Here is a 12,721-nt window from a genome sequence, read left to right on the forward strand (position 1 = left end):
ACATTCGACACATACAACGAGCACCGGGCGTCATGGTCGCCTCGGTCGCAGCGGTGCGGCAGCTCGTCGTGGTCATGCGATCAGTAAACCAGACCTACGGTCCTTACCGGCCGCCGCTGTCCGCATGCTGGACAGCGGTGGACAGTCGGCGGACGGATTTCAGACGCGGACGGAGATCTCCACTCCCCCGCCCCTGACCAGCGCGGACAAGGCCGACAGGTCCGGCACGACGAGGTCGGCGTCGAGCTCGTGAGCCTGGTGGGTTGTGGTCAACGCCACGGTGGTCATGCCGGCGGCGCGACCGGCCGCGAGACCGGCGGGTGCGTCCTCGAAGACCACGCACCGGGCCGGGTCGACGCCCAGTTCGCGGGCGGCGAGCAGGTAGGGCTCGGGGTCGGGCTTGCCGCGCCTGATGTCGTCGGCGGTGACCATCGTCTTGGGGAGGATCCCGACCGCGTCGAGCCGGGCCTCGGCCAGGCGGCGGGTGGCCGAGGTGACGACGGCCCAGCGGTCGGCGGGCAGCGAGCCGAGCAACTCCTTGGTGCCGGGCAGCAGGTGCACGCCGCCGTTCGGCACGTCCTCGACCTCCAGGGTCTCGATCCGGGCGAGGGCCTGCGGCACGACGTCGGCGGGGAGCAGCTCGGCGACTATCTCGACGGCCGGACGTCCGTGCAGCTCGACCCTGCCGAACTCCTCCGTGATGCCGTACTCCTCGGCCCAGCCCGCCCAGCAGCGGTCCACGGAGTCGAGGGAGGAGACGAGGGTGCCGTCGTTGTCGAACAGGAGGGCCTGTGCACGGATCTTCATGTCCTCGACCCTACGGTGCCCGCCGGGGGCGGCCGCACCAGCCCTTTTGGGCCGTAATAGGCTCGCCGCATGTTTGATGCCCTGACGCTGGTGACCGGGGTCGCCGCGCTGCTGCTCGCCGCGTGGTGCGGCTGGGCGGCGTACCGTGACCAGCCGACGAAGGACTGGCACTTCATCGGGATGGCCGTGGTGACGGTGCTGGCCCTGGTGCAGTTGGTGGCCGGGATCGTGCTGCTGGCGCGGGGCGAGGACCCGGAGCAGGGCACGACGATCTTCGTGGCGTACCTGCTGGGCGCGTTCGCGTGTGTCCCCGCCGCGGGGTTCATGTCGCTGGCCGAGCGGACCAAGTGGGGCTCGGTGACGGTCGCCGCCGGCGGTGTGGTGCTGGCCGTCCTCGAGGTACGGCTCTTCGACATCTGGGGAGGCTGAGGTGGCCGTGACGGAGGACAAGCCGGCCCGGCTGATCAGCGGGCCGGGGATGCTGCTCGTCTGGTTGTACGGCGTGATGGTGGTCGGGGCCGTGTCGCGATCGGCGTACCAGATCGCGACGGAGTTCGACCGGGCGCCGCTGGCGTATTCGCTGTCGGCACTCGCCGGTCTCGTCTACGGCTTCATCACGTACACCCTGGTCAGGGGCGGCGAAACGGCCCGGAAGGCGGCGCTGGTGTGCTGCGCCGCCGAACTCGCGGGTGTTCTGGTCGTCGGTACCTGGACGCTGGTGGAGCCCTCGGCGTTCCCCGACGCGACCGTCTGGTCCGACTACGGCATGGGGTATCTGTTCATCCCCGTGCTGCTGCCCTTGTCGGCCATGTACTGGCTGCGCAAGGCACGAGCCGTCAGGCAGTAGTGGCGTACGCCTCCGCGGGCTTCTCCAGCACGATCATCGGTACGCCGTCCGCGCCCTTCGACGTACCCACCGCCTCGTAGCCCACCTTGCGGTACAGCCGGAGGTTGCCCTCGCTGCGGTGGCCCGCTTCCAGGCGGAACCTCTTGGCGCCGCGCTGCTCGGCCAGGGCCGCTTCCGCCGCGCGCAGCAGCCTCGCGCCGATGCCGTGGCCCTGGAGGCGGGGGTGGACGCAGAGCTTGCCGATGGCGGCGGCACCGTCCGCGGTGACACTGCCGCGGACCGAGCCGACGACCTCCTCGCCGAGCCGCGCCACGAAGACACAGTCCGCGGCGACCTCCGCGCGAACCGAGTCCAGGGTTTGGACGAGCGGGTCGATGCGGTAATTGCCGTAGAGCGCCGCCTCGCTCTGGAAGCACAGGTACTGCAGCCTGAAGATCTGCTCCGCGTCCTGCTCGGTCGCCGCCGAGATGGTCACGCTCATGCCCATGTGCGCACGCCTCCCGCTCACCTGATCGCCTGTCGTTCCTCACTCCTATCCCCGCGCTCCGCGGGCCGCAACCTCCGGTGTGAGCAAACGACGCAGACATCCCAGGCATCTGGAACGTTCCGGACCAAGACTGCCCTGTGAGATACCCAACTCCCCCGCGATCTCCCGGTATGTCGGGTCGTTCGGGGAGAGCAGCGCCTCCACGAGGCGGGGGCAGCGGCCGGGGAGGCGGCGGACCGCTTCACGCAGGGCTCGCCGGCGGGCGGCCGCGAGGGCGAGGTGTTCCGGATCGCCGGCGCTCTCGTCCGCGGGCTCGTTCTCATACGGCCGTTCGAGCCGCGTCGTACGGCGGCTTCGGCGCGCCTCGGAGCGAACGGCTCTGCGCAGCCAGCCCGGCGGGTCCGCGGGCGGGCCGTGCGAGTCGAGACGTTCGAGAAGGCGGAGCCAGACCGCCTGCTCCAGGTCGCCCGCCTCCGCTCCGGTGGCGTGTGCCTCGGCCGAGGCCTCGGCGGTGAGCAACGGGCGCAACGCGGCAACCAGGTCGTGCGTCATATGCGGCACGACGCTGCCGCCCGGGCACTGGGTTGCCCGGGCGGCCGACGGTCACCCCAACCGGGGCGTGGGGCTCAGCTGTTGACGAAGTCCTCGCGGGCCAGCAGGCCCGTGTCGGGCTGGTCGGTGAAGATGCCGTCGATGCCGGTCGCGAAGTACGCCTTGTAGGCGCCGAAGACGTCGCCGTAGGCGTCGGCGTCGGTGCCCTTGCGGAAGTTCGCGGGGAGGAAGGGGTTCTCGTTGCGCAGCGTCCAGGGGTGCAGGATCAGGCCGACCTTGTGCGCGTCTGCCACCAGCGTGGTGGGCGTGGTGAGGTTGCCGTCGGCGTCCTTCGGGATGATCAGGTCCAGGGTGCAGCCGATGCCCTGGGCGTAGGACGCGATCTCGCGCAGACCGGCCGGCTTGACCAGGTCGGCGACGGTACGCGGGTCGCCCGTCTCGACGAAGTCCCAGGGGCGGGTGGTGGCGCCGGAGAGCAGGACGACCAGCGGGTTGTCGACCAGCTTGTTCAGGCGCTGGATGCTGGTCGGCTCGAAGGACTGGATGATGACCGGCGAGTTCCGCCGGTCCCTGCCGTACTTGTGCAGCACCTTGGCGATCCGCTCCTCCAGGGCGAGGCCCTGCTTGCGGAAGTAGGTGGGGTGCTTGAGCTCGGGGTAGATCCAGACCTGCTTGCCGCGCTTACGGGTCTGCTCGTCCTGCCACTTCAGGACCTCTTCGAAGGTGGGGATCTCCCAGCGGCCGTTGTAGAGGGTGTTGTGCGGGCGGTTGGCCGGGATGCGCTCGATCGCGCGCAGGGTCTTCAGCTCGGCGAGCGTGAAGTCCTCGGTGAACCAGCCGGTGGTGGAGACGCCGTCGAGGACCTTCGTCTTCTTGCGGTCGGCGAACTCGGGGTGATTCGCAACATCGGTCGTGCCGCCGATCTCCGGCTCGTGCCGGCAGACGAGGTGGCCGTCCTTGGTGGGCACCAGGTCGCCGGCCTCGACGATGTCGGCGCCCATGTCGAGGGCCAGCTGGTAGGCGGCGAGGGTGTGCTCGGGACGGTAGCCGCTGGCGCCGCGGTGGCCGATGATCGTCGGCTTGGGCAGGCTCTTCACACCGCCACCGTGCCGGGCCTCGACGGCCTTCGCCGTACCGGACAGCCCGAGGACCGCTCCGCCCGCGCCGAGCACGGCCGCGCCGAGAAGCATCCGCCGTCCGGTTACGCCCGTCTGCTCGTTCTCCTGGGTTCCCATGAGCACCCTCTCTGCCCAGTTCCATCGTCAGTGCGGGCTGATCGTAGGTGGGTGCGCATGACGGACGGGAGACCTGCGGCGGAACTCGCGGGTGACGCTGGATGTCGTCCGTTGATGGAGTGGTGACGGTCCGTCGGATTCGGTCCGGGAGTGCGGGGAAGTCGTCCGGTATGCCCCGGGGCGCGATGTCCGTCACACCGCGGCGGGCGCGTTACGCGCCGCCATCGGCACGCCACCGCAGGTAAACCCGCGTCAACAGTGCGTAAGACCTCGGTGAAGTCGGCGCACCCGATGTGCGGGAGACCCGGGACCGCGAGTATCGTCCTCACCTGCACAGACTTATACGAATCCCTTGACACCGGAGGGCCCGTTGTCCCGCTTCGCGCTCATCAAGGCAGTGCTCGGACCGATCATGCGCCTGATGTTCCGCCCACAGGTGGAGGGCGCGGAGCACATCCCGGGCGACGGCCCGGTCATCCTGGCCGGCAACCACCTCACGTTCATCGACTCGATGATCCTGCCGCTGGTCTGCGACCGTCAGGTCTTCTTCATCGGCAAGGACGAGTACGTCACCGGCAAGGGCCTCAAGGGCCGCCTCATGGCCTGGTTCTTCACCGGCGTCGGCATGATCCCGGTGGACCGCGACGGCGGCCGGGGCGGCGTGGCGGCGCTGATGACCGGGCGCCGGGTCCTTGAGGAGGGCAGGGTCTTCGGCATCTACCCCGAGGGCACGCGGTCGCCCGACGGGCGGCTGTACCGGGGCCGTACCGGCATCGCGCGCCTGACGCTGATGACCGGGGCGCCGGTCGTCCCGTTCGCCATGATCGGCACGGACAAGATCCAGCCGGGTGGGGCGGGCATGCCGCGGCCGCGCAAGGTGACGGTGCGGTTCGGCGAGGCGATGGAGTTCTCGCGGTACGAGGGGATGGACCGCGACCGGTACGTGCTGCGGGCGGTGACCGACTCCGTGATGGCGGAGGTCATGCGGCTGTCGGGGCAGGAGTACGTGGACATGTACGCGAGCAAGGCGAAAGAGGCGGCTTAGCTCCGCTGGTTGGCCCGGGGGTTCAGGGAGCTGCCGGGGGTCTGGGGCCGCGGGTTCAGGCGGGCCGCTCATCTGGCGGCCCGCCATTTGTGTGTTCTGAACCTGGCTCCGGGGGCCGCAGTGGAGCCGTACACCGATACAGCCACGCGCATACGCCCCCGCGCACCTAGGCCGTGTCCGCAAAGTCCCGCCTGCCCCGCGACGCCTGGCACGCCCTCCGGGCGGACGACGGGACTTTGCGGACACGACCTAGGACCGGCTGTCCAGCCGTTGACCTCGGAGCATGAACCACGCTGCCACCGCCGCTGCCAGCAGGACCACCGCGCCCGCACCGGCCGCCAGCGCCAGGCCGTCCACGAAGGACTGTCCGGCCGCGTCCAGCAGCGCCTCGGATGTCTGCGCCGGCAGGTCCGCCGCCGCCTCCACCGCACCACCCAGCGACTCGTGCGCCTCCGCCGGTGTGCCCGCCGGGCCCGTGAAGTCCCGGTAGACGCCCGTGACGATCGAACCGAGTACGGCGATTCCCATGGCCGCACCCAGCTCGTACGCCGTCTCCGACACCGCTGACGCCGCTCCCGCCTGCTCCTTCGGCACGCTGGAGAGGATCACGTCCGACGTCACCGTGAAGGAGAAACCCGCGCCGATGCCGACGACCAGCAGGGCCGCGCCGAGCAGGGGGTAGCCCGTGGACCGGTCGATCACCGTGAGCGCGGCCAGGGCGAGGCCGATCGCCGCGAGGCCGCCGGACACCACGGCGCGGACCGAGAAGCGGCGGGCCGCACGGCCGGCGATCAGGCCGGCCACCACCGCGCCGATCGCGGCGGGCAGTTCGGCCAGACCTGCCTCGAACGGGCCGCGGCCCTGTACGAGTTGCAGGAACTGGGAGAGGAAGAACACCAGGCCGGACAGGCCGAGGATGGTCAGCAGGTCGGCGAGCACCGCGCCGCTGAAGCCCCGGCTGCGGAACAGCCGCATGTCCAGCAGCGGGGTCGGCAGCGTGAGCTGGCGACGGACGAAGCCGTACAGCGCGGCGCCGCCCAGCAGGCCGGCGGCGAGCGTGGTCCACGTGAAGCCGTGTGCGGCCGCCTCCTTGACGGCGTACACCACACCGATCATGCCGACGAGGGACAGGGCGACGCTGATCATGTCCCAGGGACCGGGGTTCGGATTGCGCGACTCGGGCAGCAGCTTGATCCCGACGACGACCAGGACCGCCATCACCGGCAGGTTGATCAGGAAGACCGAGCCCCACCAGAAGTGTTCGAGCAGGAGGCCACCGGCGATCGGGCCGACGGCGGTACCGGCGGAGGCGGTCGCGCCCCAGATGCCGATGGCGAGGCTGCGTTCGCGCGGGTCGTGGAAGAGGTTGCGGATCAGGGCGAGGGTCGCGGGCATCAGGGTGGCGCCCGCGACACCGAGCAGCGCCCGGGCGACGATCATCAACTCCGGGGTCGTCGCGTAGGCGTTGAGCACGGATATCGCGCCGAACGCCGTGGCGCCGACGAGCAGGATCCGCTTGCGGCCTATTCGGTCGCCGAGGCTGCCCATCGACACGAGCAGACCCGCGATCACGAAGGAGTAGACGTCGCCGATCCAGAGGAGCTGGGTGCCGGAGGGCTTCAGGTCCTCGCTGATGTAGGGGGTCGCGAGACCGAGGACGGTCGCGTCGACGGCCACCAGCAGCACGGCGAGCACCAGGACGGACAGCGCCAGCCAACGGCCGGGACGCTTGGTCACCGCCTCGGTCGTCTCCGCCGGCTGCAGGGTGCTGGTCATGATTCCTCTCTCGGTTGTCCGGTCTGGCGTAGTGCGCCGCCGAGCAGCAGCTCGACGATCATGTGGGTGAAGTCGTTGCGGGCGACCCTGCCCTCCGAGACCGCCCAGGCCCCGGAGGCCAGCAGGCCGTAGAGCGCCTCGGTGAGCCAGGCCGGGGTGAGGTCGATGCGGAACTCACCGCTTTGCTGACCGCGCCGGAACAGGGCGGCGATGCGCTCGTCGATGCGTGCCCAGCCCGCGTTCTGCTCCTCGCCCTCGAACAGCTGGTTCTCCGTGTAGAGGAAGGCGAGCAGACCGGCCGCGGGCTCGATCTCGCGGACCAGCCGGTGCACGGCGTCCCGCGCCGCCCCGTCGTCCAGGCGGGCCGCGTCCAGCGCGGCCTCGCACTCGGCGATACCGAGCGACTCCAGCGCCCGCACGAGGGCGTCGCGCCCGGCGAAGTGCCGGTGCAGGGTGGCACGGCTGATCCCGGCCGCCTTGGCGACCTCGTCCATGGTCGCGGTGGATTTGCGGGTCAGCAGGGCTGCGGCGGTGCGCAGCACGTGGTCACGATCGACGGCCATGAGACAAGAGTAGCGCATGTGAGACATTGATGTCTCATTATGGGCGTGCGTGACTCATAGCTGCTGATCAGCGGTGGTCAGCGAGGGTGTGCGTCAGTGCCAGGGCAGCTGCCCGCGCCGCTCCCAGTACGCACCCGGCTCCTCGACCAGTCCGGCCAGGCGCTCCAGCTGCTCCTCGTCGAGGTCCACGACGGCGGCGTGCAGATTGGACGCGAGCTGTACGGTCGTCGCGGCGCCGGAGAGGACGACTCCCGCCCAGGGTTGGCGCAGGATGAGCGCGAGGGCGACGGCGTCGCAGCCCAGAGACGTTTCTTCGGCTACGGCCTTCAGCGCGTCCGGCGCGTACGCGTCCGCGAGCCGCCCGTTGGCCATGCCCTCCTTCACGATCACCGTGAGTCCGGCGTCATGGGCCTCGGCGAGAGCGGGAGCGGCGGAGGTCTCCAGGGCGTTGTACGTCGACTGGACGGTACGGAAGACAGGCTCGCCCTCGACGGTCACGGCGAGGGCGGCGCGGATGGCGTCGGCCTGGCTGGGACCGCTGGTGGAGAAGCCGATGGTGACGCCCTGGGCGGCGGCTTCGGCGAGCCTGGCGTGGAGGTCCTTGTCGGTGAGGGCGGGGCTGTCGGGGGTCACCGAGTGGATCTGGTAGAGGTCGAGCCGGTCGCCGAGCAGGGCGTCGGTCTCGGCGCGCTGGCGCTCGTACGTCTGGAGGCTGTGGTCCTTGACCTCGTGCTTCTCGGCGTCGGTGGTCCAGGCGGCGGTGTAGGTGTAGCCCCATTTGCTGCCCACGACGATGTCGTCGATGTCGGGGCGGGCGTTCAGCCAGTCGGCGAGGAACTCCTCGGAGCGGCCGTAGGAACGGGCGGCGTCGAAGTAGCGGACGCCCTGGGCGTAGGCGGCGTCGAGGAGTTCGTGGGTGCGGGTGCGCAGGGCGTCGACGGTGCGCTCGGCCGGGAGGTCGTCCTCCCGGCCGAGATTGATGTAGCCCGGGCGGCCTACGGCGGCCAGGCCCAGACCGATGTGCGCGGTGGGAGTGGTCGCGGTGGCCAGGCGGCTGAACGGCATGGGGCGCTCCCTGCACGATCGACGGAGGGGATCCGGCACCAATCTACCCAGCCCCGGGAGGTTCAGGCCGAGCCGACGCAGCGCGGGCCGAAGGCCGGGTCGGCCGGTCCGTTCCGCTTGAGGGCGTCGAGCACCCACTGCTTGACCAGCAGCGACTTGGGCGCCTGGTCGTGTTCGGTGGTGTCGAGCGGGCAGCGGTCCTGGAGCAGCACGTTGGTCACGTAGGAGTCCGGGCCGTCGAGGAAGGAACTGGTGTAGGGCAGCACGACCTCGTCGTAGCGGGTGGCGATCGCCGTGTAGTCGGGGCCCACCGGGGTCTCGGGATCGGCATTGAGCTTTTGCAGGAAGTCCGAGCCGGCGGTCTGGTCGACGCAGGAGGGGCAGACGGTGGCGCCGGCCACGAGGGCTAGCGGATTGGTGGTGCCGTGGTTGGAGGGCACGATGCCGACGAGGTCGTCGACCTTGGTCGCGCCGCCCAGGAACTTGACGTAGTAGCGGGGCATCATGCCGCCCTGGCTGTGGCCGACGATGTCCGCCCTTTTCGCGCCGGTCGCGCCGAGCACGGCGTTGACGAAGTCGCGCAGCTCGGCCGCCGAGTCCGCGACCGGGGCGGTCTCCAGGCCGCCGTACTCGAAGGAGAAGACGCAGTATCCGGCGTCGGCGAGCGCGGGCGACAGGGTCAGCCAGTTCTCGTACGAGGTCTTGAAGGTGCCGTTCACGAGGACCACGGGCTGCGGGTGGGCGGAGTCCGGCTTGCAGGACCAGTCGTTGGCTCCGGGGGGCGGGGTGTCGGCGGCGCCCGCGGGGGCGGTGAGGCCGAACGCGCAGAGCGCGGCCATGACCGTGGTGGCGAGGAGGCGGACTGTTCGCCCTGTACGTCTTGCGCGCATGACGTCCCTTTCATGCTCGGCTGCGAACCGGTCGCCGTTCGACAATGCCGACCGGAACCGGAATCGTTACTTCCGAGTAAGGGCAAGTCAAGGTTTCGGTCAGTGGCCGATTTCCATCCGTTACCGAGCGGGCCGGGCAGCACGAAGGGCCCGGACGGAGGTCCGGGCCCTTCGGAACGGCGGAACGGGTCAGCCCTGCTTGGCCGTTGCCCACTCCCTCTGGGCGGCGAGGTCCGCCTTGACCTCGGCCAGTTGGACCGCGACCGCGCTGGGCGCCGTACCACCACGGCCGTTGCGCGACGCCAGCGCACCCGGCACGTTGAGCACCGACCGCACCTCCGGCGTCAGATGGGCGGAGATCTTCGCGAACTGCTCGTCCGTCAGGTCGTCCAGTTCCTTGCCCTCGGCCTCGGCGACCTTGACGCACTCGCCGGCGACCTCGTGCGCGACGCGGAACGGGACGCCCTGCTTGACCAGCCACTCGGCGATGTCGGTGGCGAGGGAGAAACCGGCCGGAGCCAGTTCCTCCATGCGCTCGCGGTTGACGGTGAGGGTCGCCATCATGCCGGTGAAGGCGGGGAGCAGGACCTCGAGCTGGTCGCAGGAGTCGAAGACCGGCTCCTTGTCCTCCTGGAGGTCGCGGTTGTAGGCGAGCGGGAGGGCCTTGAGGGTGGCCATGAGGCCCGTCAGGTTGCCGATCAGGCGGCCGCTCTTGCCGCGCGCCAGTTCCGCGATGTCCGGGTTCTTCTTCTGCGGCATGATCGACGAGCCCGTGGAGAACGCGTCGTGCAGGGTCACGAAGGAGAACTCCTTCGTGTTCCAGATGATGACCTCCTCGGCGATCCGGGAGAGGTTCACGCCGATCATCGCGGTGATGAAGGCGAACTCGGCGACGAAGTCACGCGACGCCGTGCCGTCGATCGAGTTGGCGGCCGACCCGTGCTCGAAGCCGAGGTCCTTCGCCACCGCCTCCGGGTCGAGACCGAGGGAGGAACCGGCCAGGGCGCCCGAGCCGTACGGCGACACGGCCGTCCGCTCGTCCCACTGGCGCAGCCGCTCGGCGTCTCGGGACAGGGACTGGACGTGGGCCAGGACGTGGTGGGCGAAGAGCACCGGCTGGGCGTGCTGGAGGTGGGTGCGGCCGGGCATCGCCACGTCCGGGTGGGCCTCGGCGAGGCCGATCAGCGCGTCCTGGAGGTCGGCGATCAGGCCGCCGATGATGCGGGCGTGGTCGCGCAGGTACATCCGGAAGAGGGTCGCGACCTGGTCGTTGCGGGAGCGGCCGGCGCGCAGCTTACCGCCGAGGTCGGGGCCGAGCCGCTCCAGCAGACCGCGTTCGAGGGCGGTGTGGACGTCCTCGTCGGCGATCGTGCCCACGAAGGAACCGTCGGCGACGTCCGCTTCGAGCTGGTCAAGACCGGTGATCATCCGCGTCAGCTCGTCCGCCGTGAGCAGTCCCGCCTTGTGCAGCACGCGCGCGTGGGCGCGCGAACCGGCGATGTCGTAGGGCGCCAGCCGCCAGTCGAAGTGGACGGACGCGGACAGCTTGGCCAGGGCCTCGGCGGGACCGTCGGCGAAACGGCCGCCCCAGAGCCGTACGTCACCGCTGTTGCTGCTCACTCGCTGTGCTCCTCGGGAGGGTCCGGTTGTGGCACCGCCTCCCCGTGGCGTGAACGGGGAGGCGGTCGTCAGGCTAGTGCGCAGTCACCACGCTCACCATGCATCGACCTGCATGAGTATGCAGAGTGCTGCATGATTCGTCAATCTGGGCCGACGGTCGGGGAAATTTGAGCTGCCTTTGAACGCGGGAAACCGCTTACCCGTATCTCTCGCCGAACGCAGGCGCCGCGTTTGTACACGACAACACCAACGAACCCGAGTGAGGCATCCGCATGTCCAGGGCTCTTCCGAAGTACAACAAGCGTCGCGTCGCGTTCATCGGCGGCGCCGCCGCGGTGGCGCTGTCCGGCACGGTGATCGCCGGTTTCGCGCTGGCCGGGGAGACGTCCCGGAGCAGCGGCACGAACGCCCGGACACTGGCCGGACCCGGCACCGTCTCCTGCCCGGACGTGCAGTCGAGGCTGCCCGCCGTCCCCGCCTCGGCCAAGGCCGAGGTCGATCGCAACCTGACGCTGCTCAACGCCCAGATCCAGGAGGCCAACAAGCGACTCGTCGACACCGTGGGCCAGGGTGGGCCCAACTTCGTCCAGAACGCGATCATCGGCCCCCTGAAGGACAAGCGGGTGGCGACGATCAACCGCATCGCGACGGCCATCGGCCGCACGGCCGCCAGACCGCAGGGCCTGGACGCGCTGGCGCCGTGCACCCTCAACACGAACGGGAACGCGGCCGCCGCGACCCCGAATGCGACGCCGACCAAGCAGGCCGGCGGCAACACGGGGAACACCGGCGGCAAGGGCAATGCCGGGAGTGCGGGCAACACGGGCAACACCAACGCCGTCGGCACCATCACCTGCCCGGACGTGAGGTCGAAGCTCCCCGCGGTCCCCGCCTCCGCGAAGGCCGAGGTCGACCGCAACCTCGCGCTGCTCAACACCCAGATCCAGGAGGCCAACAAGCGGCTCGCCTCCTCGGTCGGCCAGGGCGGGCCCAACTTCGTGCAGAACGCCATCCTCGGCCCGCTGAAGGACAAGCGGGTGGCGGCGATCGACCGCATCGCCATCTCCATCGGCCGCACCGCGGCCAAGCCGCAGGGGCTGAACGCGCTGGCCGCCTGCACGCTCAACAAGTGACGTGACAAGCAGCCATGGCCGCCCCGTTGGCACGCCGGCCGGGGCGGCCATGGCACTGCAAGCACCCCCCAATTCCTTAGACAAACGAACGACCCGCGCCCATACTCGGTGGACGTGGGAAAAACCTATGAACGCATAGACGGCAGGCTCCGCAAGTTCATCGAGGAGCAGCCCCTCTTCTTCACCGCGACCGCTCCCCTGTCCGCCGAAGGGACGGTCAACCTCTCCCCCAAGGGCCTCAAGGGCTCCTTCGCGATTCTCGACGAACTCACCCTGGCCTACCTCGACTTCGCCGGCTCCAACGCCGAGACCATCGCCCATCTGCGGGAGAACGGCCGGATCACCCTCATGTGGTGCGCCTTCCAGGGCCCGCCCAACATCGTCCGCGTGCACGGCCGCGGTGAGGCCGTCTTCCGTGACGACCCGCGGTTCGAGGAGCTGCTCGGCCACTTCCCCGACATCGACCCGTCGCTGCACGGCCTGCGCGCGATCATCGTCGTGCGGGCCGAGCGCATTCGGGACTCCTGCGGGTACGCGGTGCCTCTCATGACGTACGACGAGGACCGCGACCTGCACGGCAGGCGGTTCGCGCGGGAGGACGACGACTCGCTCAGCGCGTACTTCGCCAAGAGGGACATCGCGACCAGCCTGGATGGCCTACCCGGGCTGCCGTTGCCGCTGCCGCCGTCTAGCGTCTGAGC

General features: G+C 70.1%; 14 protein-coding genes. 5 read left to right on the forward strand and 9 right to left on the reverse strand.

What is annotated here, in order from left to right:
• Window positions 1-159 precede the first annotated feature (159 nt).
• Window positions 160-807 (reverse strand): HAD-IA family hydrolase, encoded by a 648-nt coding sequence (locus ACIBAG_RS36945; RefSeq protein WP_399111396.1) that lies wholly within the window; start codon window positions 805-807, stop codon window positions 160-162.
• A gap of 69 nt (window positions 808-876) precedes the next feature.
• Here ACIBAG_RS36945 and ACIBAG_RS36950 point away from each other — a divergent pair, with 69 nt between their 5' ends.
• Both ACIBAG_RS36950 and ACIBAG_RS36955 read left to right on the forward strand, forming a co-directional pair.
• Window positions 877-1,236, forward strand: coding sequence for a hypothetical protein (locus ACIBAG_RS36950; protein WP_399111398.1), 360 nt, complete (start codon window positions 877-879; stop codon window positions 1,234-1,236).
• Between the two features lie 49 nt (window positions 1,237-1,285).
• The gene (locus tag ACIBAG_RS36955) at window positions 1,286-1,654 is read left to right on the forward strand and encodes a hypothetical protein (protein ID WP_399111610.1); all 369 of its coding nucleotides are present in this window, start codon (window positions 1,286-1,288) and stop codon (window positions 1,652-1,654) included.
• Here the strand turns inward: ACIBAG_RS36955 and ACIBAG_RS36960 are convergent.
• From ACIBAG_RS36960 to ACIBAG_RS36970, 3 genes are all read right to left on the reverse strand, one after another.
• On the reverse strand, window positions 1,644-2,141 hold the full coding sequence (locus ACIBAG_RS36960) for a GNAT family N-acetyltransferase (protein WP_399111400.1): 498 nt from the start codon (window positions 2,139-2,141) through the stop codon (window positions 1,644-1,646). The two genes, ACIBAG_RS36955 and ACIBAG_RS36960, sit on opposite strands and share 11 nt — an antisense overlap.
• Window positions 2,142-2,186: 45 nt before the next feature.
• Window positions 2,187-2,693, reverse strand: a complete 507-nt coding sequence (locus tag ACIBAG_RS36965; RefSeq protein ID WP_399111402.1) for an RNA polymerase sigma factor — start codon at window positions 2,691-2,693, stop codon at window positions 2,187-2,189.
• Between the two features lie 74 nt (window positions 2,694-2,767).
• Window positions 2,768-3,928, reverse strand: a complete 1,161-nt coding sequence (locus ACIBAG_RS36970; protein ID WP_399111404.1) for a glycerophosphodiester phosphodiesterase — start codon at window positions 3,926-3,928, stop codon at window positions 2,768-2,770.
• Between the two features lie 370 nt (window positions 3,929-4,298).
• On the opposite strand from ACIBAG_RS36970, the gene ACIBAG_RS36975 reads away from it, so the two are divergent.
• Window positions 4,299-4,973 (forward strand): lysophospholipid acyltransferase family protein, encoded by a 675-nt coding sequence (locus tag ACIBAG_RS36975; RefSeq protein WP_399111406.1) that lies wholly within the window; start codon window positions 4,299-4,301, stop codon window positions 4,971-4,973.
• Between the two features lie 249 nt (window positions 4,974-5,222).
• Here the strand turns inward: ACIBAG_RS36975 and ACIBAG_RS36980 are convergent, their stop codons facing one another.
• The 5 genes from ACIBAG_RS36980 to argH form a co-directional block, all read right to left on the reverse strand.
• Window positions 5,223-6,749 carry an MFS transporter gene (locus ACIBAG_RS36980; RefSeq protein ID WP_399111408.1) on the reverse strand — a complete coding sequence of 509 codons (1,527 nt, stop codon included), beginning with the start codon at window positions 6,747-6,749 and terminating at the stop codon, window positions 5,223-5,225.
• Complete coding sequence (locus ACIBAG_RS36985) at window positions 6,746-7,312, reverse strand: TetR/AcrR family transcriptional regulator (RefSeq protein WP_399111410.1); 567 nt, start codon at window positions 7,310-7,312, stop codon at window positions 6,746-6,748. Before ACIBAG_RS36985 ends, ACIBAG_RS36980 begins: the two co-directional genes overlap by 4 nt.
• Before the next feature lie 93 nt (window positions 7,313-7,405).
• Window positions 7,406-8,377, reverse strand: a complete 972-nt coding sequence (locus ACIBAG_RS36990) for an aldo/keto reductase (RefSeq protein WP_399111412.1) — start codon at window positions 8,375-8,377, stop codon at window positions 7,406-7,408.
• A gap of 62 nt (window positions 8,378-8,439) precedes the next feature.
• Window positions 8,440-9,267 (reverse strand): alpha/beta fold hydrolase, encoded by an 828-nt coding sequence (locus ACIBAG_RS36995; RefSeq protein ID WP_399111414.1) that lies wholly within the window; start codon window positions 9,265-9,267, stop codon window positions 8,440-8,442.
• Window positions 9,268-9,456: 189 nt separating this feature from the next.
• A complete protein-coding gene (argH, locus tag ACIBAG_RS37000; protein ID WP_399111416.1) occupies window positions 9,457-10,887 on the reverse strand; it encodes an argininosuccinate lyase in 1,431 nt (476 codons plus the stop codon).
• Window positions 10,888-11,159: 272 nt separating this feature from the next.
• Between argH and ACIBAG_RS37005 the strand changes: the two genes are divergently transcribed.
• Entirely contained in the window at window positions 11,160-12,020 is an 861-nt protein-coding gene (locus ACIBAG_RS37005; protein ID WP_399111418.1) for a hypothetical protein, read from the forward strand.
• 114 nt (window positions 12,021-12,134) lie between these two features.
• Window positions 12,135-12,719 carry a pyridoxamine 5'-phosphate oxidase family protein gene (locus ACIBAG_RS37010; protein ID WP_399111420.1) on the forward strand — a complete coding sequence of 195 codons (585 nt, stop codon included), beginning with the start codon at window positions 12,135-12,137 and terminating at the stop codon, window positions 12,717-12,719.
• Window positions 12,720-12,721: the final 2 nt, after the last annotated feature.

It is taken from the genome of Streptomyces sp. NPDC051243, assembly GCF_044455405.1.
Classification (GTDB): Bacteria; Actinomycetota; Actinomycetes; order Streptomycetales; family Streptomycetaceae; genus Streptomyces.